Origin of the sequence: Anaerospora sp. (genome assembly GCF_032013335.1) — a bacterium.
Classification (GTDB): Bacteria; Bacillota; Negativicutes; order Sporomusales; family DSM-15969; genus Anaerospora.
On sequence record NZ_DALZUO010000003.1, the window covers coordinates 187,887 to 210,688 of the forward strand.

Below are 22,802 nucleotides of genomic sequence, written 5' to 3' on the forward strand. Positions count from 1 at the left end.
TAAAGAAGGAATTGTTTTTGTATATTATCGGAGAAAAAATTAATAGCAGTATTCGCGCTATTGCTTCGGCAGTTGCAGAACAGAATAAACAATTTATACAGCAAATAGCCATTGATCAGATTGAGGCAGGAGCCCACAGCATAGACATTAACGCAGGAACCTTTGGCGAAAGGGAAGCTCCCCTTTTGGCTTGGCTGGCGGAATGTGTGCAAGACGCAACCGCTAGACCACTGTGTATTGATAGTCCTAATCCAATCGCTTTGGGGCAGGCTTTAGCTGTGGCTCGCCAAAAACCAATTGTCAATTCAATTACTTTGGAGAATAAGCGGTATAAAGAGATAATACCGCTTATTACATACTATAAGACTTCTGTTATTGCGTTGTGTCTTGATGATACAGGCATTTCGTCAAAGGCGGAGCGGCGTTTTGAAATTGCTTGCCGGCTCGTGGATAAGTTATCGAGTGATGGGTTGGATCTCAAGGACATATATCTTGATGTTATGGCTCAGCCGATTGGATCGGATAGCGCATCCGGCAGAGTGCTATTGGATACTGTCAGGGCGGTTAAGGAAGGAATTCCCGGAGTTCATATCTGTTGCGGATTAAGCAATATATCTTTCGGTTTGCCTCACAGACGTTTATTAAATCAGGCGCTCGCCGTTGCGCTTGTAACCAGCGGCATCGATACGTTGATTGCGGATCCTCTTGATCAAAATCTAATGTCATTATTGGGCGCCGCAAAAGCCATAGCAGGATCGGATAAGTATTGTTGCCAATATATAAAAGAGTATAGGGACGGAAGACTCTTAAAGGCCTAGCGGTGGAGGTCTGTGTTTTGGTGTGATGCCTTTCGTTGAACCCGGAGTCGAATAGTGGTTTGTAAAGGTATTCCAAGTTTGCATTTAGGGAGGTGGAAGTATGCAGAACTTTGATCTCGTTCAAGCTTTGACTGAGTTGGATGAAAATGCGGTGTTGCTGGAGGTTCGGGCACAACTTGATGAGGGCGTTCCGACCATGGAAATTCTTATTCAGCTCCAGCAAGGGATGGAACAGGTCGGAATGCGCTATGAGGCAGGTGATTACTTTTTAGCGGAGCTCATTATGTCAGCCGATATCTTTTCTAGTGCTGCCGCTTTGATGGAAACTTTCTTCACTTCAGGCTGTGAATCCAAAGCAATCGGTACTATGGTTATCGGAACGGTAAAAGACGATATTCATGATATTGGTAAAAATATTGTTTCCGCGATTCTAAGCTGTAATGGAATTAAAGTTGTCGATCTAGGAGTCGATGTTGCCACAGCAACCTTCGTGAAAGCGGTTAAGATGAATAAACCGCAAACGGTCGGGTTATGCTGCCTGCTTACTACGGCATTTGATGCAATAAAAGAAACGGTTTCTGCGGTGAAAGCGGTGGACCCGTCCATAAAAGTCCTAATCGGCGGTGGTCCGGTAGATGAAAAGGTAGCCCAATATTGCGGTGCCGACAAATATTGCAGAAACGCTTATGCCGCTGTAGACGCCGCCCGAAAAAGTATCAGCCCGGCCGTGGGTTCAAAACCGGCAAAGCAGGTGATCAGCACCAACCTTGGGAGCGGTCTTTCTTGCTGAGCCCAGAAAATGATTTTTAGTGGATTGTCGATCAGACAATAAGAAGGGACGCATCTCTATCAAAATAGAGCGTCCCTTCTTTTAGCATCAAGTTATATCTGCCAGTATAGTTATTCCCTTTTTAGCGGTTTTCGGAAGTGTTTATAGTGAATTAAAGGGAGGACGATGATGGAAATCAGTCTGCAAAAATTGAAGGAGGCTTTTCTGGACAACAGCTATATTGCCGAAGACGAGGTCATTATGACCGTATACTGGGCACTCAAGCTAGGGAAACCGCTTTTGATAGAGGGCGAGCCTGGTGTGGGAAAAACGGAAGTCGCGAAGGTGCTAAGTTCAGTCTTTGCGACCGAGCTGATCCGGCTGCAATGCTATGAGGGGCTGGATGAGAGCCGGGCGCTGTATGAATGGAATTATCAGCGCCAATTGCTAAAAATACAGCTGCAGAAAGATTGTCTTACAGACACTATTGAAAAAGATTTGTTTGATCGCGAATATTTACTGGAGCGGCCTTTACTGAAAGCAATAACGGTCTCGCGAAAACCAGTACTGCTGATCGATGAGATTGATAAAACTGATGAACAATTTGAGGCGTTCCTGTTTGAACTGCTATCGGAATATCAGGTAACGATACCCGAATGGGGGACTATCAAGGCGAAGAATGTACCGATAGTCGTTCTGACCAGCAATCATGATCGCGATCTTTCTGACGGCCTGCGCCGTCGGTGTGTTTATTTGTACCTTGAGTATCCCTCGATAGAGAAGGAAACCTTGATTTTGGCAAAGAAAGTTCCTGGGCTTGGCCCCAAATTAGCTCACGAAATTGCGACTGCTCTCCAGTTCATTCGTCGGTTTCCTGAATTGGAGAAGAAGCCGGCAATTGCGGAGAGTCTGGATTGGGCTCGGGCTTTGGTGATGATGGGGCAGGACGCTCTTGGTGAAACTGCCGTCAACAATACCCTGGGGCTTATTTTTAAGCACGGGGCGGACCTCCGGTATTTCAGAGACAAAGGCGGCGCGGAGGAACTTTGCGTGCAAATAAGGGAATGCCCAAAAGGTGAAGCGAGGGGTTACAGTGAATGCGGCAAAGCAGATTGTTGAATTTTGCCATGTCCTAAGAGGGCTGGGGGTCCGGGTAAGCACCTCGGAAATGCTGGACTCAGCCGAAGCTTTACTGCTGGAAGACTGGGCGGATCCGCAGCATATAAAGGCTGCCTTGCAGGCGACCTTAATAAAAAGGCATGAAGATATACCTGTCTTCCGTCAGGCCTTTGCCGCCTTTTTTATGGAACGCAAGCAACAGCCACCACCGGCCAGGGAACAGACTAGTGGTCAGCCGGTACAACGGAGGAGGAAGGCTGATGAATTGACCTTCCAGGGCCACGAATTAAATATATCCGGTGAACTACGCCAGGTGTACCAGCAAATGGCGCCCCAGGACCGGCAACGATTGTGCTCGTTTTTGGAAAAGACATCCGGCGGAAACAACGTTGAGCTAAATTTTAGACATGTAGTTGAAAAAGTTGTAGTTGGTTCACTGGAGTATTGGCGGCGCCAGTTAGCGGCAGAAGAAGAAGCGGCGTTTCCGGTGCGGTTATGCGGTGAGCCTATTATCGATCATGCAGTGGAAAAGGCGGCGCGGCGTCTGGAAGCTGAAACGCAGACACTGCTGCACAAAGATATGCGGCGAATTGGGGAGCAGGACCTTCCGCTTGTCCGGCGCTTAATCAAACAGTTGGCGAAAGAATTGTCCAGTCAACTGTCCCGGCGATATCATAAAACCCATTTTGCTGAACGAATTGATCTGAGGCGGACTATTCGCGATAATACCCGTTACGGCGGCACTATGCTGCAGTTAAAATATAAGGCGGCCAAGCGAACAAAGCCCAATATTTTGTTATTATGTGACGTTTCCGGCTCGATGGCCCAGTATGCAGTATTTGTACTCCAGTTCATATACGGGCTGGCCAGTCTTGTTGATCAGATTGAAAGCTTTATTTTTGCCGAAGACCTTGAACGGATGACCGTCAAATTCAAAAAGAAACAACCCTTTGCCGAGCTTATGAGTGAAATGATGGCCCAAAGCGGGCAATGGGGAAAAGGCACTGATCTATCGAAAAGCTTATCAACATTGTGCAAAGACCATCGAAAAGCGCTGCGTCCTTCGATGGTCGTCATTATCGTAAGCGATGCAAAAACGGTAAAAAGTGACGCCGCCATAAGTGAATTGGCAGTGTTGAAAAAAAAAGTACGAAATATTATCTGGCTGAATACCTTGCCTAGCAGCGAATGGTCCCGCCATAAAACAATAGGATTTTTTCAGAAGTATTCCTATATGGTGGCTTGCAGTACCCTCGGCGATTTGGCGAATATCATTCGTTCGCAAATATTTCACCTCAAATTGCTCTAAACGGATTGATAGATAGCCTGCTCAAAAAAAAATGTTGTTTACCGAATATTCTGGTAGGAATTTCTAATTACTTTGCGAAGATGTATATACATGTAGTCATTTATCTATTTGAGATGTATATACATATAGATAAGAAGGATTGTACATTAACTTATTTTTCTTACCTGAAAAGCAGTATGGCAAAACTCATGAAAGGAGAGACCAGAATGAATCCCTAAATGCCGGATAGATGGTTAGTGGCATCTGGCAGAGTCCTGATGCAAATTTGCTTAGGGACAGTATAGGTGGGGTGTTTTTACCTTGCCCTTGATGATGCACATAAAAGGACCAGATCGGAATTTACCATGGCTTTGACGGTTTGTATCGGATTTTTAGGAATAGCTGTAATAGGCGGTTACATCTTGGATACACGAGATGCCCGTGTTGTAGCTTCTGCCGCCTTGATCATTGCGATTATCTTGCCTTTGCTTGCCGCTCCTTCAAAAGCGGGTAAAGGGACTCTTAAAGCATAAGTTCATTCGGGAGTTCGCCTTTTTGACGCAAATGGTTTTTTTTCGCTAAATAAGTTAAAAATTTCACAATAAACACAGATAAATGACGGCTGGCAGATTATCAAGGCATAGTGAAACATAAACGGAATGAGGTGAGGCTGTTACAACACCTTATGTATATACGTATATATAAATTAGACCAAAGAAAGTACAAGAAAGGGGCTGAGCGTATTTATGGCGGCACAGATATTGGATGGGAAAAAGATAGCTGAGCAATTGACGGAAATCGTGAAAAAAGATGTTGCTAAGTTTGAGGCTGCCCGGAGTATTAAACCAGGGCTGACTGTCATCATCGTAGGAGAAAACCCAGCATCCAAGGTTTACGTGAATCGCAAACACAAGGCTTGTGAGGAACTGGGAATTGCTTCGGAGGTCGTACGTCTGCCGGAAACGACTTCCGAGGGGCAGCTATTGCAAGAAATTGACCGGTTAAATGGCGATAACAGGGTACACGGTATTCTGGTGCAACTGCCTCTGCCCAAACACATCAACAGCGAATTGGTTCTGGAGAGGATCAGCCCGCTCAAAGATGTTGATGGTTTTCATCCGGTAAATGTCGGAAACCTAACCATCGGTAAAGAAGGACTGGTGCCCTGTACACCTTACGGCGTTATCAAAATGCTGGAAATCAGCGGTATTTCCGTCGAAGGAAAGCGAGCGGTGGTTCTAGGCCGGAGTAATATAGTCGGCAAGCCTATGACGATGTTGCTGATGTCCCGGAATGCGACCGTAACCGTCTGTCACTCGCGCACGAAAGATTTGGCTGCGGTCTGCCGGGAGGGAGATATCTTAGTCGCTGCTATCGGCAAGCCTGAGTTCGTCACAAAGGATATGGTGAAACCCGGCGCGATCGTTATTGATGTCGGCATCAATCGGGTTGGTGACAAATTGGTTGGCGACGTTAAATTCGACGAGGTAAAGGAAGTCGCGGGCTATATCACTCCTGTGCCGGGGGGAGTTGGACCGCTGACCATCGGTATGCTGCTGCACAATACGTTGAAAGCCGCAGAGCTGCAGCTTGACAAATGATGGCTTATCCGGGGCAGACTGAGCGAGTGTAAATCATAATTGGCGAAATTAAAGGGGGATGCATACATATGGCTTGGGATCCTACGCAATTAAAAGATTGGCAGATTGCTGAACTGGCAGAGGGCAATATACCTACAACTGAGCAATACCGGGAAATGATGGGACTGCAGAAAGATGAAATCATTCCGTACGGCAAGACGCCGAAGATCGATTTCCTGAAAGTGATCAACCGCCTCAAGGATAAACCGGATGGCAAATATATCGAGGTAACCGCCATCACCCCTACCCCTTTGGGAGAAGGTAAATCAACGACATCCATAGGCCTCATGGAAGGATTGGGAAAGCGCGGCGTAAACGTTGGCGGCGCTTTGCGGCAGCCTTCGGGCGGACCGACCATGAATGTCAAAGGTACCGCTGCCGGCGGCGGCAACGCCCTCTTAATCCCGATGACCGAGTTCTCTCTGGGGTTGACCGGAGATATTAATGACATTATGAACGCCCACAATCTGGCGATGGTTGCCCTGAATGCCAGGATGCAGCATGAGGCCAATTATGATGACGCCGAGTTGGGCAGAAGAAATCTCAGAAGACTTGACATTAACCCCAAGAACGTGGAGATGGGCTGGGTCCTTGACTTTGCAGCCCAAGGCCTGCGCAACATTATCATGGGGCTTGGCGGGAAGCAAGACGGCTTTATGATGCATTCCAAGTTCGGTATCGCTGTAGGGTCCGAGTTGATGGCTATTCTGGCGGTGGCCAAGGATCTGGCTGATATGCGGGAGCGCTTTAAGCACATTGTGGTTGCCTATGATAAGGCCGGAAAACCGGTTACCGCCCAAGACCTGGAAGTTGACGGTGCCATGACTGCCTGGATGCGAAATACGATTAATCCAACCCTTTGCTCCACTGTTGAAGGGCAGCCCTGTTTTGTCCACGCCGGTCCGTTTGCCAATATCGCCATAGGTCAGTCCTCGATTATTGCCGACCGTATCGGTCTGAAATGCTTCGATTACCATGTCACCGAGTCCGGATTCGCCGCAGATATCGGTTTCGAAAAATTCTGGAATGTCAAATGCCGGCTAAGCGGACTAAAACCATCGGTCTCTGTCCTGGTAGCCACTGTCCGCGCCTTGAAGATGCATGGCGGTGGACCTGCTGTGGTGCCTGGCCGTCCGCTTCCTGACGAATATACCAAAGAAAATCTGGAACTTTTAGAAAAAGGCTGCGCCAATATGATTCACCTGATCAATGTTATTAAAAAATCAGGCATCAAGCCGGTAATCTGTATCAATGCTTTCTACACCGATACCAAGGAAGAACATGACCTGGTGAAGCGGATCGCCGAACAGGCCGGCGCCCGGGCCGCCGTCTCCCAGCACTGGTTGCAGGGTGGCGACGGAGCCCTGGAGTTAGCGGATGCCGTTATCGATGCCTGTAAGGAAGAAGTCAATTTCAACTACCTGTATCCGCTGGAAATGCCTTTGCGGCAACGGGTGGAGACTATCGCCAAGGAAGTATACGGAGCCGATGGCGTCGATTGGGCGCCGCTGGCTGAAGAGAAAGCCAAGAAGTTTGAAGCTGATCCTGCGTATGCCGACTATTCCACCATGATGGTGAAGACCCACTTGTCCCTGTCCCATGAACCAACATGGAAAGGCGTTCCCAAGGGATGGAGATTGCCAATCAGGGACGTATTGGTTTACGGCGGCGCCAAATTCCTCTGCCCGATGGCCGGTGCTATCAGTCTGATGCCGGGAACAGGTTCCGATCCCGCTTATCGCCGGATTGATGTGGATGTCAATACAGGCAGAGTCAGCGGACTGTTCTAGCGGGTTGATGGAAAAGTAAATCGCGAAGATGTTCCGATCGTGCAACGCGGCAGACTTCGTGAGGAGAGGAGCGTGTACAATGGCGGATGCAGGGATAATCCCTTCTTCCCAATTTGTCGGTGAGGTCCAGACTAAATCCGGTCAAAATATCAACCTTTGTTACAATTGCAAGAAATGTGCCGGAGGCTGCCCAGTGAACTTTGTCATGCAGCCGTACAATGCGGATATCCTGAAGCTGATTCAGCTGGGGGAAAAAGAAGCGGTCCTCAAAAGCAACAGCATCTGGCTGTGTGTGGGCTGCAAGACTTGTGCGGCACGGTGTCCCAACGGTATCGACACCTCGAAAATCATGGATGCGCTGCGAGAAATGGCGCTGGCGGAAGGGTTTTCCGGCTGTGAAACAAAGACTCCGGCTTTCCATCAGTCCTTCTTGATGATGGTTGGGCAAATGGGGCGCGCGTATGAAGCAGGCCTCATCGGCATTTACAAGCTGAAAACATTCACTTTTACTCAAGACATGGGCGTAGGCATCAAATTCATGACTAAGGGCAAACTCAAACTTTTGCCTGACCGTATCAGGCGGGTGGGGGAAATCAAGCAGATTTTCCGCAAGGCGAAGGAGGCGGAGAGAAAATGAAAATGACCTATTATCCCGGATGCTCTCTCCATTCCACTGCCAGCGAATACAATGCCTCGACCGGATATGTATTCAAAGAACTCGGCATCGAACTTACCGAAATCGAAGACTGGAATTGCTGCGGGGCTTCCAGCGCCCATGCGACAAATCATTATTTATCGCTGGCGCTGCCTTTGCGCAACCTTGTCCTGGCGGAACAGGCCGAAAACGATGTTCTGGCTCCCTGCTCGGCCTGTTATAACCTGCTGAAATATACGGATCACCAGATTCGTCAACAGGCGCCCGAAGCCGAAGGCATCAACGGCGACCTTGAGAAGATCGTGGGGAACAAATACGGGGCGACGATTCAGGTCCGCCATCCGTTGGAAATCCTGAGCAGCAAAGAAATGCTGCGAGCCGTCAAAGCTAAGACCATCCGTCCACTTGCCGGCCTCAACGTAGTGACCTATTACGGTTGTTTGCTAACGCGGCCCAAGGACGTAGTGGCCTTCGACAATCCCGAACATCCCCAGAGCATGGATAAACTGGTTTCAGCCCTGGGGGCGGATGTTAAAAAATGGTCTTACAAAACCGACTGTTGCGGCGTCGCCCTCAACCTGCCCCGTACCGAGGTGGTGGAGACGCTGGTTGCCAAGCTCATTACCGAGGCGCAGCGCGCCGGGGCTCAGGCCATTGTAGTCGCTTGCCCGATGTGCCACGTCAACCTGGACATCCGCCAGACCAAAGTGGCCAAAACAATGCCTATTTTCTACTTTACCGAGTTGATGGGCATCGCTTTCGGTGCTCCTGCCCCCCAAGCCTGGCTGCGTAAACATGTGATCGATCCCATGTCTGTACTTCCTGTGGCCGAGAGGGGAGGAAAATAGTATGGCAAAAGTTAGCAGCATCGGTGTTCAAGCACCGCCTGCGTCAACCAAGGAGAAAATCGGCTCCGTCCTCGTCTTAGGCGGAGGAATCGCCGGAATGCAGTCCGCTCTGGATCTTGCCAATGGCGGATATCTTGTGCATATGGTCACAGATGAACCGTCGATCGGCGGGAAGATGGCCCAACTTGACAAAACTTTTCCGACCAATGAATGTTCCATGTGTCTTTTAGGACCGAAGATGAGTGACTGCCTGAGCCATCCTAATATTATCATTCACACTCATTCGGTGTTGGAGAAGCTGGGAGGAGAAGCCGGTAACTTTACCGCCCAGGTGCGGAAAAAAGCGAGATTCATCGATATTGACGAATGTACGGCCTGCGGCGACTGCGTCGACGCCTGCCCCGTTAAGGTGAAGGATGGCTTCAACCAGGATCAGGGTCTTCGTAAAGCGGTATATAAGCTATTCCCGCAGTCGGTGCCAAACCGGTTCATGATCGACAAGCGCGGTGTTCCACCGTGCCGCTCCACTTGTCCGGCCGGAACGAATGTGCAAGGGTATGTGGCTCTCCTTTCTCAGGGAAAATTCGCCGAAGCACTGGAAGTCATCCATCGCCGTCTGCCTTTTGCCGGTATCTGCGGCCGAATTTGCCACCATCCGTGTGAAGCGGAATGCAACCGGCAGGAAATTGATCAACCGCTGGCAATCGCCACCCTAAAACGGGCGGCCGCCGACTATGGCTGGGAGGAACTCGCCAAAGCCGAATCACAAACATATACTCCCACCCGCAAAGAGCGGATAGCGATTATCGGAGGCGGACCAGCTGGGCTGACAGCAGCCTGCGACCTTGTGGAAAAAGGCTATCAGGTTACCCTCTTTGAAGCACTGCCCAGTCCGGGCGGCTGGTTGAAATACGGGATTCCCCAATACCGGCTGCCAGAGATCGTTGTCCAACGGGAAATTGACATGCTTTTAAGGCATGGGATTGAAGTGCGCAATAACACTCGCGTGGGCAGCGATATTACATTAAAAGAGCTAAAAGAGCAATATAATGCAGTCCTTATCGCCGTTGGCGTGCAAAAGAGCCGGGATCTGCCGCTTGAAGGCGCCGGTCTTGCCGGGGTTCTTCCCGGAGTTGGCTTTTTACGGGATATCAAACTTGGCCAAAACCCGCGGGTCGGGAAAAAAGTCGTTGTTATCGGCGGCGGCAACGTAGCAATGGATGTAGCTCGTTCAGCGCTGCGCCAGGGCGGAGAAGAAGTCCATGTCGTCTGTTTGGAGTCCCGCGGCGAAATGCCGGCCCATGTCTGGGAAATCGAAGAAGCCGAAGATGAAGGAGTCATCCTGCATCCCGGCTGGGGCCCGAAAGCAATTGTCGGCAGCGGCGGGAAAGTCAGCGCCGTTGGCTTCAGAGCCTGCAGCGCCGTTTTCGACGCCGAGCGGCGATTTAATCCCCGCTATGACGAAACACGCACCATCCTTCTCGACGCAGACACGGTGATCATGGCTATCGGCCAGGCTGCAGACCTGGAATTTCTGCAGGGCCAAAAAAAAGTCACGACCGCCCGGGGAATTGTTGCTGCCGATTCGCTGACCAAGGCGACCGGTGATCCCGCCATTTTTGCCTGCGGCGACATAGCTCACGGCCCAGCGTCAGTAATTGAAGCGGTTGCGAGTGCCCATGAGGCAGCCATATCCATTGACCGTTATCTAAACGGCGCCCAAATCGCCGCCAACAGGGAAAAGCCACATCAAGACAAACTCACTCTCCCGGAAAACACCCCGGTACACCCCGTCGACCGCCTGTCACAGGCCTTTGCCCCGGCAAGCCTTCGCAGTAGAGACTATCGCGAAGTGGCTCTGGGCATGAGCAAAGAAGAAGCAATCGAAGAAGCAAGCCGCTGTCTGAACTGTGGAATTTGCTCCGAGTGTTTCCAATGCGAAAAGGCCTGTAAAAAACAAGTCATTCACCATGATGATACCGATGAAATGCTTGACCTGTCCGTCGGCGCTCTCGTGCTGGCTCCCGGCTTCGATATTTTCGATGCAAGCCTCAAGGGTGAATACGGCTACGGCATTTACCCCAATGTGTTGAACAGCCTTGAATTTGAACGCCTGTTGTCTTCTACCGGTCCTACCACAGGCCATGTGGTGCGGCCGTCGGATGGTGCTTCTCCCCGAAAGGTTGCCTTCATCCAATGTGTAGGCTCTCGTGACTGCGGTGACAACGGAGCGGAGTACTGTTCTTCCATCTGCTGTATGTATTCTACCAAAGAGGCGCTTATTGCCCGGGAGCACGACGCCAATGTCGAACCGGCCATCTTCTATCTGGATATGCGTTCTTACGGGAAAAATTTCGACAAATATGTTGAAACCGCGAAAAAAGGTGGCGTCCGTTACGTTCGGGCCATGATATCCAGCATAAAAGAGGATCCGGTAACCCAAAACCTTTTCATTAAATATATCAACGAAACCGGCGATATTGTCGAGGAAGAGTTCGAACTTATCGTATTGGCCGTTGGGGTGCGTCCACCAAAGACGGCTGCCCCTCTTCTGGCGACGCTGGGGATAGAAGCTCATCCTTACGGTTTTGCCGATACTGATGATTTCAGCCCTACCGAAACATCCCGCCAGGGTATCTATGTTGCCGGCGCTTTCCAGGGACCGCGGGATATTCCGGAGACGGTCATGACCGCCAGCGCGGCCGCGGCCAAAGCGGGGGAACTGCTGGCGGACGCCCGCAACACTTTGCGGCGTCTCAAAGCCTATCCGCCGGAGCGGGACGTCAGTGAAGAACCGGTGCGCATTGGTGTTTTTATCTGCCAGTGCGGCATCAACATAGCTTCGATTGTCAACGTTCCGGATGTCGTGGCCTATGGACAAAGTTTGCCTGATGTTGTTCACTGTCAGGATAATCTTTATACCTGCTCTCAGGACACCATCAAAAGGATGAAGGAAATTATCGAAGAGAAACAGCTTAATCGGGTGGTTGTAGCCTCCTGCACCATGCGGACCCATCAGCCGCTTTTCCGGGAAATGCTGCGGGAAGCTGGCCTCAATCAATTCTACTTCGAAATGGCCAATATCCGTGACCAGTGTTCATGGGTGCATCGCAGCGAGCCGGTCGGCGCGACGGAGAAGGCTAAGGACCTGGTGCGGATGGCGGCGGCCAAAGTGCGTCACCACGACCCGCTTTACCTGCATCCTGTGCCGGTGATTCCCTCGACGCTTATTATCGGCGGCGGGGTTGCCGGAATGACTGCTGCTTTATCGGCAGCCAGTCAAGGATTTACCGCCTATCTTGTCGAGAAAGAAGCGGAGCTCGGCGGCCATGCCCGTGAGATTTACCGGGATCTGGAGGGGAACGACGTTCAGCAATATCTGCACCAATTGACTGCAGCTGTTGCAGACCATCCCCTGATCAAAGTCTTTACCAATACGCAAATCACGAATTTCTCCGGTCACGCCGGACACTTTATCACCTCTGTGCGCAGTGGCCAAGACGAAACGGCGACGGACATAGAACATGGCACCGTGATCGTCGCGACCGGGAGCGAAGAACGTGTGGCCGCCGGATATCTGGCAGGCGAAGATCCCCGCGTCATTACCGGCAGCTCCTTTGAGAAACTGCTTGCCGCTGGTCAGCCGGTGGAAGCCAAACAGATTGTCATGATCCAATGTGCCGGTTCCCGCAATGAGGAAATTAAGTACTGCAGCCGCACCTGTTGCGGTCAGGCCATCAAAAATGCTCTGCTGCTGAAAAAGCGGCAGCCGGCAACCGACATTTATATCTTGTACCGGGACATCCGCACCTATGGTTTTATGGAGAGCCAGTACAAGGAAGCCCGGGACATAGGAATTCGCTTTATTCCTTATACCGAGCAGCAAAAGCCGGAGCTTGCCAAAGCAGGCAGCCGATTGAGCCTCACTGTACACGAACCGAGTCTTAAAAGGACCATTAATTTAACCCCTGATCTTGTGGTACTGGCGTCGGCCACTGTACCGTCAGACACGGCGCGCAGCCTGGGGACCATGCTGAAGGTACCGGTCAATGAGGACGGCTTCTTTGTCGAAACCCACGCCAAATTAGGTCCAATTGATTTTCCCTCCCAGGGCATTTTCCTCTGCGGTGGAGCACATTCGCCCAAGTATCTCCATGAATGTATCTATCAAGCCCAAGGGGCGGTGGCGAGAGCCAGTACCATCCTGTCTCAGGATAATCTGATGGCAGGCGGGGTTGTGGTAAACGTCGATCCGGATAAATGCGCCGCCTGTCTCACTTGTGTGCGCATCTGCCCCTATAGCGTGCCCCGTATTGGCGAAGACGGCAAAGCCTGTATCGAGGCTGTCCAGTGCCACGGTTGCGGCAGCTGCGCCGGGGAGTGTCCGAACAAGGCAATTCAATTGCAGCACTATAAAGATAATCAGATCTTGGAAAAGGTCCGCGCTCTGTTTAAGGAGGTATCCGCATGAGTACATTTGAACCGAAGATCGTTGCCTTCTGCTGTTACTACTGCGCATACTCGGCGGCCGATCTGGCCGGTTCCATGCGCCTGCAGTATCCAGCCAACATTCGTATGATCGATTTGCCTTGCTCCGGTAAGATTGAGCAGAACCTGCTGCTCACAGCTTTTGAAGAAGGAGCTGACGGCGTATATGTCGCCGGGTGCATGGAAGGAGACTGCCATTTCCTGCGCGGCAATTTCCGGGCCCGCAAGCGCGTGGAGTATGTGAAGAAGCTTCTTGATGAACTGGGAATCGGGGGAGAACGGCTGGCAATGTATAACCTGTCGGGATCCATGGGACCACGCTTCGCCGAAATCGCCAAAGAAATGACGGAACGAATCCGGGCCCTTGGCCCGAGCCCATTGAACCGTGCTGCCGTGGCCATGGCGAGTGAACCGTCAACACCAAGTTTGTCGGAGAAAGGGGGTGAAAGCAGATGATTATTGCTCAGCAAAAACCCATCGGCGAAATAGAGAGTTATATTGGCGCCGCCAAAAAAATATTGGTGGCTGGGTGTGGGGGCTGCGTCACCGTCTGCTTGTCAGGCGGACAAAAAGAAGTAGATATTCTGGCCACCTGCCTGCGGATTTTGCGCAGCAAAGCAGGGAACCCCGTCGAAGTGGTCAGTGAAACGTTGGAACGCCAATGTGACAAGGAATATGTGGAAAAACTGGAAGCTCTGGTCAAAGATGTTGATTGCGTTGTATCTCTGGCCTGCGGGGTCGGCGTACAGTATCTGGCGGAACGCTACCCGGACAAATATGTTGTGCCTGCCCAAAACACCAAATTTATCGGAGGCACCACCGAGCACGGCGTCTGGGAAGAGCGCTGCGGCCTGTGCGGGGAATGCATCCTGGCAAGCACCGGCGGCATCTGCCCGGTGATCCGGTGTTCCAAGAGTATTTTGAATGGTCCGTGCGGCGGGTCCAGTAACGGTAAGTGCGAAATTGACCCGGACACCGCCTGTGCCTGGGCCCTGATCTACGAGCAACTCAAGCGGCAGGGCCGGGAAGCTTCCTTGTGCGAGGTTTTTCCGGTGAAAGACTGGTCTAAATCCCGGGACGGCGGTCCGCGCAAGTATGTTAGGGAGGATGTGCTCCTATGAGTGAGCAGTTGACGAAAGAGTTGACAACCGAGAGCAAGCTGGAAAAGGGTTTTGCCAGAGGGGAATTTATTGTGACGTCAGAAATTGGCCCCTTAAAAGGAGCCTCGGCCCACAATATCATTGAGCATACCGAAGAAGCGAAACTCAAATGTGACGGCTTCAATTTAACCGACAATCAAAGTGCGGTGGTTCGGCTCTCCAGTATTGCGGCTGCTGTGCATGTTCTCAAACATGGCGGCAATCCGATCATTCAGATGACCTGCCGGGACCGGAACCGCATTGCGATTCAGAGCGATTTATTAGGAGCCTACAGCCTGGGAGTTCGCAATGTTCTGTGTTTAAGCGGCGACCATCAGTCTTTTGGCAACCATCCTACAGCCAAAAACGTATATGATATTGATTCGATTCAGCTTATCGCGCTGGTCAAAAAGATGCGCGATGAGCAGCAGATGCTCAGCGGCGAAACAATGAAAGCGGCTCCCAGGTTTTATATCGGAGCCGTTGAAAGCCCGTTCGGCGATCCTGTTGAATTACGGGTCATGCGTTTAGCTAAGAAGGTTCAGGCTGGTGCACAATTCATTCAGACCCAGGCTATTTTTGACATCGAAAAGTTTAAATACTGGATGAGCCTGGTCCGCAAAGCCGGTATCGACCGGCAAGTGAATATTATGGCAGGCGTCCTGCCGGTCAAATCAGTTCGGGCGTTACAATATATGAAGGAAAATGTGGCTGGGATGAGTATTCCGGACGAATTGATCGACCGGATGACAAGAGCTGAAAACCCTCAAATCGAGGGGATCGCCATTGTTATTGAGCTCATCAAACAATTGCGGCAGGTCGAAGGAGTCAAAGGCATTCATATCATGCCTGTGGGCTGGGAAGCCGCTTTATCCGATATTGTGACAGGCGCCGGCTTGCTGCCCCGTCCAATATTGGACTAAGAGCCGCACTCCCCGGGGCAAGGCCTTTTCTCCCGCCGGAAGCCTGCTTGCAGATGTATATACATATATACTTTTCTTGGGAGACTGTAGGATGTCTGGCCGTCCGGAGGATTTCGCGGGATCAATACAGTTAAAGCCCTGGTTTTTCGATACTGATACGAAAGGATAGAGGGCACATGCATGCAAGTGAATTGCGACCGGATAATCTGAAACAAGCCTATCAATCGGCATACACCAAGGCCTGCGAGGATTTCCAGCGTTGGAATCCCGTGGATATGGCAGCAAGCAGCGGAACAAGTTTCGCTTGCGCCACCAGTACCTTCTCCATTGTTTATGCCGGCCAAGGCTATCAGGTCAGTTTTCCGTCAGGTGAGGTTGTCTATGCAGACAGAAACGATGCGGTACCGGTTACAGAAAAGATAATCCTTTTGCATTATTTAATCCGGGCCAGTGGGCAGGCGATAGCGAATTCCTGGATTTCCTTTAAAGAAATCCCTGTGGTCGGCATGTTATATTTAGAGCCTTTTAATAAGCGGGTTACCAACTATCTTATTGGCGTTTTCGGCAATCAACCGCAACTGTTGCTGCAGGCCGGGGAACTGCTGGGAGCAAGCGCGTGCAAGTTCGGCAACTATGGCATTAAGCTGAATGCCCTGCCGCGTTTACCTATCATTTACGCTCTGTGGGCTGGCGATGAGGAATTTCCGCCAAGGGCAACGGTGTTGTTTGATGCCACTGCGCCTTACTACCTGCCCACAGAGGATCTGGTTGTCGCCGCCGGTTTTTGCGTCGGCAAACTGGCCCAGGCGGCAAGAAAGCTGCCTGCTGCCGAGGTACCTGACCTGGGAACAGTATAACTCGGAAATACCCAAGGAAAGTGTTGGATCACTAAAGGAGGTAATCCCCGTGAAAATCGCCGTATCCGGTAAAGGCGGTGTAGGCAAGACAACGGTAGCGGCTAATCTCGCCAGATTGTTTGCCAGCCAGGGCTACAAAGTATATGCGGTTGACGCCGATCCAGATTCAAGCTTAGGGAGCGCCATCGGTCTTGACGATGAGATTATGGCGATCAGCAAACCCCTGATTGAAATGCAGCAGGTTATTGCAGAACGCAGTGGCGGCGGGGCATTTTATACTCTTAATCCTCAGGTGGATGATATTCTTGATGCTTATACCATTCAATCAGGCAATATCCGATTCTTACGCATGGGAGGTATCAAACAAGGGGGCTCTGCCTGCTATTGTAGGGAAAATTCATTTTTACACGCAGTAGTTGATGCGCTGCTGCTTGGCAAGCAGGATGTGGTTGTGCTTGATATGGGGGCAGGCATCGAACATTTGACGCGTGGCACATCCAAAGGAGTTGATGTCATGCTTGTAGTTACGGAACCCACCAAAAATAGTGCGCAAACAGCGAAGGTAGTAAGGCATCTGGCCGATGAAATTGGCGTAAAAAAAGTAAAAATAATCGGCAATAAGATTCGTAGTGAAAAGGAAGAAACTTTTCTGAGGACCCAATTTGAGGCCGGCGAAATTATTGGTATGTTGCCGTTTGATGATTCGATTCTCGAAGCAGCCATGGGCGGGCCAGTGGATGTGACGGACAGCAGTCAGCCGGTTGGCGCTCAAATGCGAATGATGTATGACTGTATTCTTCAAGGGGGGTAAAATAGTCTGACCTGCAGGCAGATTGCCGCTGTAAAATCAAGGCCTCAAAGACTAGTTGTTTATTATCGGTTTACCAACAGTTAGGGGAGGTAGAAGAATGTCGGAATTTGAAAAATGCACAGTCGACCCCGCCGCGCGGGAAATGCTCGTCAAAGCGAAAAAAATAGGATTCCTAACCAGTTTTGACCGGGCCAAGGCTCAAGAGCCCCGTTGTAATTTTGGCAATGCCGGTATTTGTTGCCGGATTTGCCTGCAGGGGCCATGCCGGATTATCCCGAAAAAATTGGGCGCCAATAAAGGGATCTGCGGTGCTTCCGATTATACCATTGTGGCCCGTAATACCGTCCGTTACATCGCCGGCGGAGCGTCGGCCCACTCTGATCATGGGCGGCATATTGCGACAGCGGTGCTTCATGTAGGGGAAGGCCATGCCAAGGATTATAAGATCACCGATTCGGCCAAATTGCTCAAAGTCGCCAAGCGGATTGGCCTGGCCACAGAAGGAAAATCAATTCATGAAGTAGCCGTAGCGGTGGCTTCCGAAGCCCTAAAGGATTTCGGCCGCCAGGATAACGCCCCCTGCACTTGGATTGAATCAACAGTTACCGAGGGTCGCAAGACAAAGTTTAAGGATACTACGATTATGCCTTCCAGCATCAATGGTTCGATTGCTGAATTGTTACATCAGACTCACATTGGTAATGATGCCGATCCTGTAAATATTATTTTCAGCGGCTTGAAAGTGGCCTTAGGAGATTACGACGGCATGCAGCTTGCCACCGATCTGTCCGATGTTTTGTTTGGTACGCCGACTCCGACGGTGACCGAAGCCAACCTAGGGGTCCTTGACCCGGAAATGGTTAACATCTGCGTACACGGCCACAATCCGCTGCTAAGCCAGGTGGTTGTCGATACGGCCCGGGAAATGCAGGAAGAGGCTAAAGCTGCCGGAGCTAAGGGCATCAAATTATCCGGCATTTGCTGCACAGGCAACGAGGTTTTGAGCCGCGCGGGGGTGGCCATCGCTACCAACTTCGCCACTCAGGAATTGGCAATTATGACCGGGCTAGTTGATGCCATCGTGGTCGACGTGCAGTGCATTATGCCCAGTCTGCGCAGTCTGTCCGAATGTTTCCACACCAAAGTCGTTACAACAATGCCGATCAGCAAAATCCCCGGTTCTTACCATTATGAATTTGACGAGGAAAATGCCGTTGAAAGCGCCCGGGCAATCATCCGTCTGGCCATTGAAACCTATAAACGGCGCGATCCGGAGAAAATCGAGCGCCAGGAATACAAAAATAAAGTTGTCGCCGGCTTTAGCCTGGAAGCTATTCTGGAAATCTTCGCTTCTGTCAACCCGGATAACCCCATCAGTGTATTGACTGAGGCGATTAAAGCCGGGGAATTAAAAGGGGTCGCTTTGTTCGCCGGCTGTAACAACCTCAAAGGAACTCACAATCAAAACCATGTGGAAATCGCCAAGAAAATGGCGGCCAACGACGTATTTATGGTAGCTACCGGCTGTGCCGGCCAGGCTTATGCCATGAGCGGTCTTTTGACCCCTGAAGCGGTTGAGGCATATGCGGGTCCCGGACTCAAGGCCTTCCTAAACCGTATCAGCGCAAAAGCCGACTTGAAGACGGCTTTGCCGCTCATCTTCCATATGGGGTCCTGTGTTGACAACTCCCGGGCCACCAATCTACTGACCATGATGGCTAACGAACTGGGAGTGGATACTCCGGACGTACCTTTTGTTGCGTCGGCGCCTGAGCCGATGTCTGAAAAAGCGGTAGCCATCGGCGCCTGGAATGTCGCCATGGGCATTCCGGTGCACATCGGCGTAATAGCGCCAACTACCGGCAGCGACCTCGTCCACGGTGTCGTGACTCAAATCGCCAAAGATGTGTTCGGCGGCTATTTCATCATGGAAACCGATTATGCCAAAGGGACCGACAAGTTGTTGGCCGCGCTGGAGGAACGAAGCTGGAAACTGCGAATTCGCAATGCAGCCAAAGTAAAATATGCCGAACGTGAAACCGCTAATTAAGAGGTCACAGTTTAGGTAACTGGGAGGGGGAATATATAGATGTCAAATGCATTGTTTAAGGCTGCTTATGATGGAGCGATCATCGCCACAAGCTACGCCCAAATACTTCTGGAAAAAGCCATTAAAGAACATGGGGCCGAGACCCCGGTGAAATACCCGGATACAGCTTACCGTTTGCCGGTTATCACAGCATTAAGCGGTGAGGAAGTCAATGTTCTTGGCGATTTACCGCCTATTTTGAACCGTATACGGTCCAGTCACATCCGGGAAGAATTGAATTTCGATAATGCGAAATTGAACGGCGAGGCCACGCATTATGCTGCCGATATCATCGAGGCTCTGCGCTATTTACACGGGGCCAAACCGGAGTCGGCTCCCTGGACCGGATTTCTGTCTGATCCTATTTTGAGGAAATTTGGTGTGCCGCTGGTTGACAACACTATACCGGGTGTTGCGGTTATCATCGGTAAGGCCCGTACCTCGAAAGAAGCGGCTAAACTGATCAAAAACCTGCAATCCAAAGGTATGATGCTGTTCTTGGTTAACGAGATTATCGAACAGTTGCTGGAGGAAAATGTAAAGCTGGGTATTGATTATATTGCTTTTCCTCTCGGTAACTTCACGCAGGCCATTCATGCTGTCAATTTCGCCTATCGCGCCGGCCTGGCCTTTGGAGGGATAAAACCCGGCCAACGCCAGCAGCAGCTTGATTACCAAGCCCGTCGGGTATTCGCTTTCGTGCTGGCGCTGGGTGAACTGGATGAAGTCAGAATTGCCGCCGAAATGGGCGCTATTGGCATGGGCTTCCCGGTAATTACCGACCAGACGCTGGTGGAAGAAATTCCTGATTGGTTCGTTTCCGAGCCGGATTATGACAAGATGGTAAAACTGGCGCTGGAATTACGGGGGATTAAGATCAAAATTGTCGATATTCCTGTTCCCATTACCGTGGGTCCCGCTTTTGAGGGTGAAACCATTCGCCGCGCCGATACCTATCTTGAATTTGGCGGCGGCAAGACAACTGCATTCGAATTGGTGCGGATGGTTGGTCCTGACGACATCGAAGATGGCAAGATTACCGTCATTGGTCCGGAAATAACCGACATAAAAGAAGGAGACCGCCTGCCGCTGGGGATTATGGTCAGTATCTACGGGCGGAAAATGCAGGAAGATTTTGAAGGAGTGCTTGAACGCCGCATTCACTATTTCGTCAACTATGGTGAAGGCTTGTGGCATGTGGCTCAGAGAGACCTGGCCTGGCTGCGGATAAGCAAAGGCGCGGCTGAGGCCGGCTTCAAGATCCGCGATTATGGTGAGATCCTGATCGCGAAATTCAAGTCAGATTATCCGTCAATTGTTGACCGGGTTCAGGTAACGCTGATTACCGATCAAGCCTTAATAGACGAGAATTTGAAGCTCGCAAGGGCAAAATATGCTGCCCGTGATGACCGTTTGCGCGGACTGACCGACGAATCGGTGGAAGATTTCTATTCCTGCATCCTGTGCCAGTCCTTCGCGCCGAATCATGTATGTATAGTTACCCCTGAACGGGTTGGCTTGTGCGGCGCTGTCAGCTGGCTTGACGCCAAAGCCTCCAATGAGATCACTCCTACCGGGCCGAATCAGCCGATTGCCAAAGGGGCTTGTATTGATGCGGAAAAGGGCATGTGGCAGAACGTCAATGAATATCTCTACAACAATTCAAACCGGACATTGGAAGAGGTCAACCTCTATACCCTGATGGACCGTCCGATGACTTCCTGCGGTTGCTTTGAGGCTATTATCGCCATTGTGCCGGAAGCTAACGGCATCATGATTACCACCCGGGAATTCAGTGGTGATACTCCTTGTGGCATGTCATTTTCGACACTGGCCGGTTCGGTTGGCGGGGGATTGCAATCTCCGGGCTTTATGGGCATTGGCCGCCGTTATATTGTAAGCAACAAGTTTATTCCGGCTGACGGCGGTATCGGACGCATTGTCTGGATGCCGAAGGAGTTGAAAGAATTCCTCCGGGCGGATCTGCTGGAGCAGGCCAAGAAACAAGGCCTGGATGAAGATTTTTTTGATAAAATCGCAGACGAAACCGTTGGCACTACGATCGACGAAATTCTTCCTTTCCTCGAAGAAAAACAGCACCCGGCATTCGCCATGGACCCCATGATGTAAGTTGTAGACGACTTTGATCAGGGAACTGCCGATTGGGCAGTACCAATATTTATCTACACAAAAGAGAAAGGGGACAACAGTATGGCTTTAACAGGATTAGATATTTTCAAACAACTTCCCAAAAAGAATTGTAAGGAATGCGGGGCTCCAACCTGCCTGGCTTTCGCTATGTCGCTAGCCGGAGGAAAAGCGTCGCTGGAACAGTGCCCATACGTATCGGAAGAGGCGAAAGAAAACCTGGGTGCAGCAGCAGCTCCCCCCATCCGGCTGGTTACTGTGGGTGTCGGTGAAAATGCATTAGCCCTGGGAGATGAAACGGTTATTTACCGGCATGACAAAACCTTTTGTCACCCCACCGGCTTTGCAATCACCGTAAATGACACTCTGCCCGCCGGTGACGTAACAGCCAAAATCACCAGAATTAACGATCTAAAAGTGGAAAGGGTCGGTCAGCAACTGGCAGTTAGCGCTATCGCCATTATCAATGCGTCGAAGGATGCCGCGACTTTTAAAGAAGTCGCCGCCAAGGTCGCCGCCCAAACAACCTTGCCGCTGATTCTTGTCAGCGAAAATGTTGCCGCCCTTGAAGCGGCACTGCCGGTCATTGCGGACAAGAAGCCCCTAGTCTACGCCGCGACAGCCGACAACTATCAAAAAGTGGTCGAACTTGCCAAAGCCCATAGCTGCCCGGTTGTTGTAAAAGGCAGTACTCTGGCGGATACGGCTGACCTGGTGGAAAAAATTGCACCCTTGTACAAGGAATTGGTGATCGACACAGGAAGCCGGGGCACCTCCCAAGTCCTAGCCGACCAGACTCAAATCCGCCGGCTGGCGATCAAAAAGAAATTCCGGCCCTTCGGCTATCCGACAATTACCTTCACGACTTCCGAGGACCCCCGGGAGGAAGTCATCCAGGCCAGTGTTTATGTAGCTAAATTCGGCGGCATTGTTGTCTTGAAGGCCGATGAAAAGTCGCAGATTTTGCCTCTTCTGGCATGGCGGCAGAATGTTTATACCGACCCGCAAAAGCCTATTGCGGTCGAGGCCAAAATTTATGAAGTTGGGGCAGTGAATCCCGACTCTCCTGTATATATCTGCACGAATTTCGCCCTTACCTATTTTGCGGTCGAAGGAGAAGTTTCCGGCAGTAAAATTCCCGGATACATTTTGCCTGTCGATACTGACGGTACCTCTGTCCTTACTTCATGGGCCTCAGGTAAATTCAGCGCCGACTCTATTTCAGACTTCCTGGAAAGCTCAGGAATTAAAGCGAAAGTGAACCATAATACTTGTGTTCTTCCCGGGTATACCGCGGTACTCAGCGGCAAACTCAAGGAAAAATCCGGGTGGAATGTACTGGTTGGACCACAGGAAGCTGCAGGTATTCCTGCTTTTGCCAAATCTCATTTCGTATAATAATAACAGGACAAATCTGCGG

General features: G+C 50.8%; 17 protein-coding genes. All 17 read left to right on the forward strand.

The annotated features are described in order from the left end of the window. The first annotated feature begins 17 nt into the window (after positions 1–17). The 17 genes from RTR76_RS04475 to acsC all read left to right on the forward strand — a co-directional run bounded on the left by RTR76_RS04475 (position 18) and on the right by acsC (position 22,780). A complete protein-coding gene (locus RTR76_RS04475) occupies positions 18–818 on the forward strand; it encodes a dihydropteroate synthase (RefSeq protein WP_312517126.1) in 801 nt (266 codons plus the stop codon). A gap of 100 nt (positions 819–918) precedes the next feature. Beyond that, positions 919–1,608 carry a cobalamin-dependent protein gene (locus RTR76_RS04480; protein WP_312517128.1) on the forward strand — a complete coding sequence of 230 codons (690 nt, stop codon included), beginning with the start codon at positions 919–921 and terminating at the stop codon, positions 1,606–1,608. Between the two features lie 165 nt (positions 1,609–1,773). After that, the gene (locus tag RTR76_RS04485) at positions 1,774–2,706 is read left to right on the forward strand and encodes a MoxR family ATPase (protein WP_312517130.1); all 933 of its coding nucleotides are present in this window, start codon (positions 1,774–1,776) and stop codon (positions 2,704–2,706) included. Further along, positions 2,681–4,015, forward strand: coding sequence for a VWA domain-containing protein (locus RTR76_RS04490; protein ID WP_312517132.1), 1,335 nt, complete (start codon positions 2,681–2,683; stop codon positions 4,013–4,015). The genes RTR76_RS04485 and RTR76_RS04490 overlap by 26 nt, the downstream gene beginning before the upstream one ends. Before the next feature lie 725 nt (positions 4,016–4,740). Further along, entirely contained in the window at positions 4,741–5,595 is an 855-nt protein-coding gene (folD, locus tag RTR76_RS04495) for a bifunctional methylenetetrahydrofolate dehydrogenase/methenyltetrahydrofolate cyclohydrolase FolD (protein WP_312517134.1), read from the forward strand. A gap of 68 nt (positions 5,596–5,663) precedes the next feature. Beyond that, positions 5,664–7,424, forward strand: coding sequence for a formate--tetrahydrofolate ligase (locus RTR76_RS04500; RefSeq protein WP_312517136.1), 1,761 nt, complete (start codon positions 5,664–5,666; stop codon positions 7,422–7,424). A gap of 79 nt (positions 7,425–7,503) precedes the next feature. After that, the gene (locus RTR76_RS04505) at positions 7,504–8,061 is read left to right on the forward strand and encodes a 4Fe-4S dicluster domain-containing protein (protein WP_312517138.1); all 558 of its coding nucleotides are present in this window, start codon (positions 7,504–7,506) and stop codon (positions 8,059–8,061) included. Then, positions 8,058–8,927, forward strand: coding sequence for a CoB--CoM heterodisulfide reductase iron-sulfur subunit B family protein (locus RTR76_RS04510; RefSeq protein WP_312517140.1), 870 nt, complete (start codon positions 8,058–8,060; stop codon positions 8,925–8,927). Before RTR76_RS04505 ends, RTR76_RS04510 begins: the two co-directional genes overlap by 4 nt. Position 8,928: 1 nt before the next feature. Next, positions 8,929–13,398, forward strand: a complete 4,470-nt coding sequence (locus RTR76_RS04515) for an FAD-dependent oxidoreductase (protein WP_312517142.1) — start codon at positions 8,929–8,931, stop codon at positions 13,396–13,398. Then, a complete protein-coding gene (locus RTR76_RS04520; protein WP_312517144.1) occupies positions 13,395–13,871 on the forward strand; it encodes a hydrogenase iron-sulfur subunit in 477 nt (158 codons plus the stop codon). The genes RTR76_RS04515 and RTR76_RS04520 overlap by 4 nt, the downstream gene beginning before the upstream one ends. Continuing rightward, positions 13,868–14,536: a methylenetetrahydrofolate reductase C-terminal domain-containing protein gene (locus RTR76_RS04525; RefSeq protein ID WP_312517146.1), complete on the forward strand. Its 669-nt coding sequence runs from the start codon at positions 13,868–13,870 to the stop codon at positions 14,534–14,536. The genes RTR76_RS04520 and RTR76_RS04525 overlap by 4 nt, the downstream gene beginning before the upstream one ends. Beyond that, on the forward strand, positions 14,533–15,477 hold the full coding sequence (locus tag RTR76_RS04530; protein ID WP_312517148.1) for a methylenetetrahydrofolate reductase: 945 nt from the start codon (positions 14,533–14,535) through the stop codon (positions 15,475–15,477). Before RTR76_RS04525 ends, RTR76_RS04530 begins: the two co-directional genes overlap by 4 nt. Positions 15,478–15,653: 176 nt before the next feature. Then, positions 15,654–16,334: a DUF3786 domain-containing protein gene (locus RTR76_RS04535; RefSeq protein ID WP_312517149.1), complete on the forward strand. Its 681-nt coding sequence runs from the start codon at positions 15,654–15,656 to the stop codon at positions 16,332–16,334. Positions 16,335–16,383: 49 nt separating this feature from the next. Then, complete coding sequence (locus RTR76_RS04540; protein WP_312517150.1) at positions 16,384–17,145, forward strand: P-loop NTPase; 762 nt, start codon at positions 16,384–16,386, stop codon at positions 17,143–17,145. Positions 17,146–17,242: 97 nt separating this feature from the next. Further along, complete coding sequence (gene cooS, locus RTR76_RS04545; RefSeq protein WP_312517152.1) at positions 17,243–19,195, forward strand: anaerobic carbon-monoxide dehydrogenase catalytic subunit; 1,953 nt, start codon at positions 17,243–17,245, stop codon at positions 19,193–19,195. Positions 19,196–19,234: 39 nt separating this feature from the next. Continuing rightward, positions 19,235–21,364 (forward strand): acetyl-CoA decarbonylase/synthase complex subunit alpha/beta, encoded by a 2,130-nt coding sequence (gene acsB, locus RTR76_RS04550; RefSeq protein ID WP_312517154.1) that lies wholly within the window; start codon positions 19,235–19,237, stop codon positions 21,362–21,364. Between the two features lie 81 nt (positions 21,365–21,445). After that, a complete protein-coding gene (acsC, locus tag RTR76_RS04555; protein ID WP_312517156.1) occupies positions 21,446–22,780 on the forward strand; it encodes an acetyl-CoA decarbonylase/synthase complex subunit gamma in 1,335 nt (444 codons plus the stop codon). Positions 22,781–22,802: the final 22 nt, after the last annotated feature.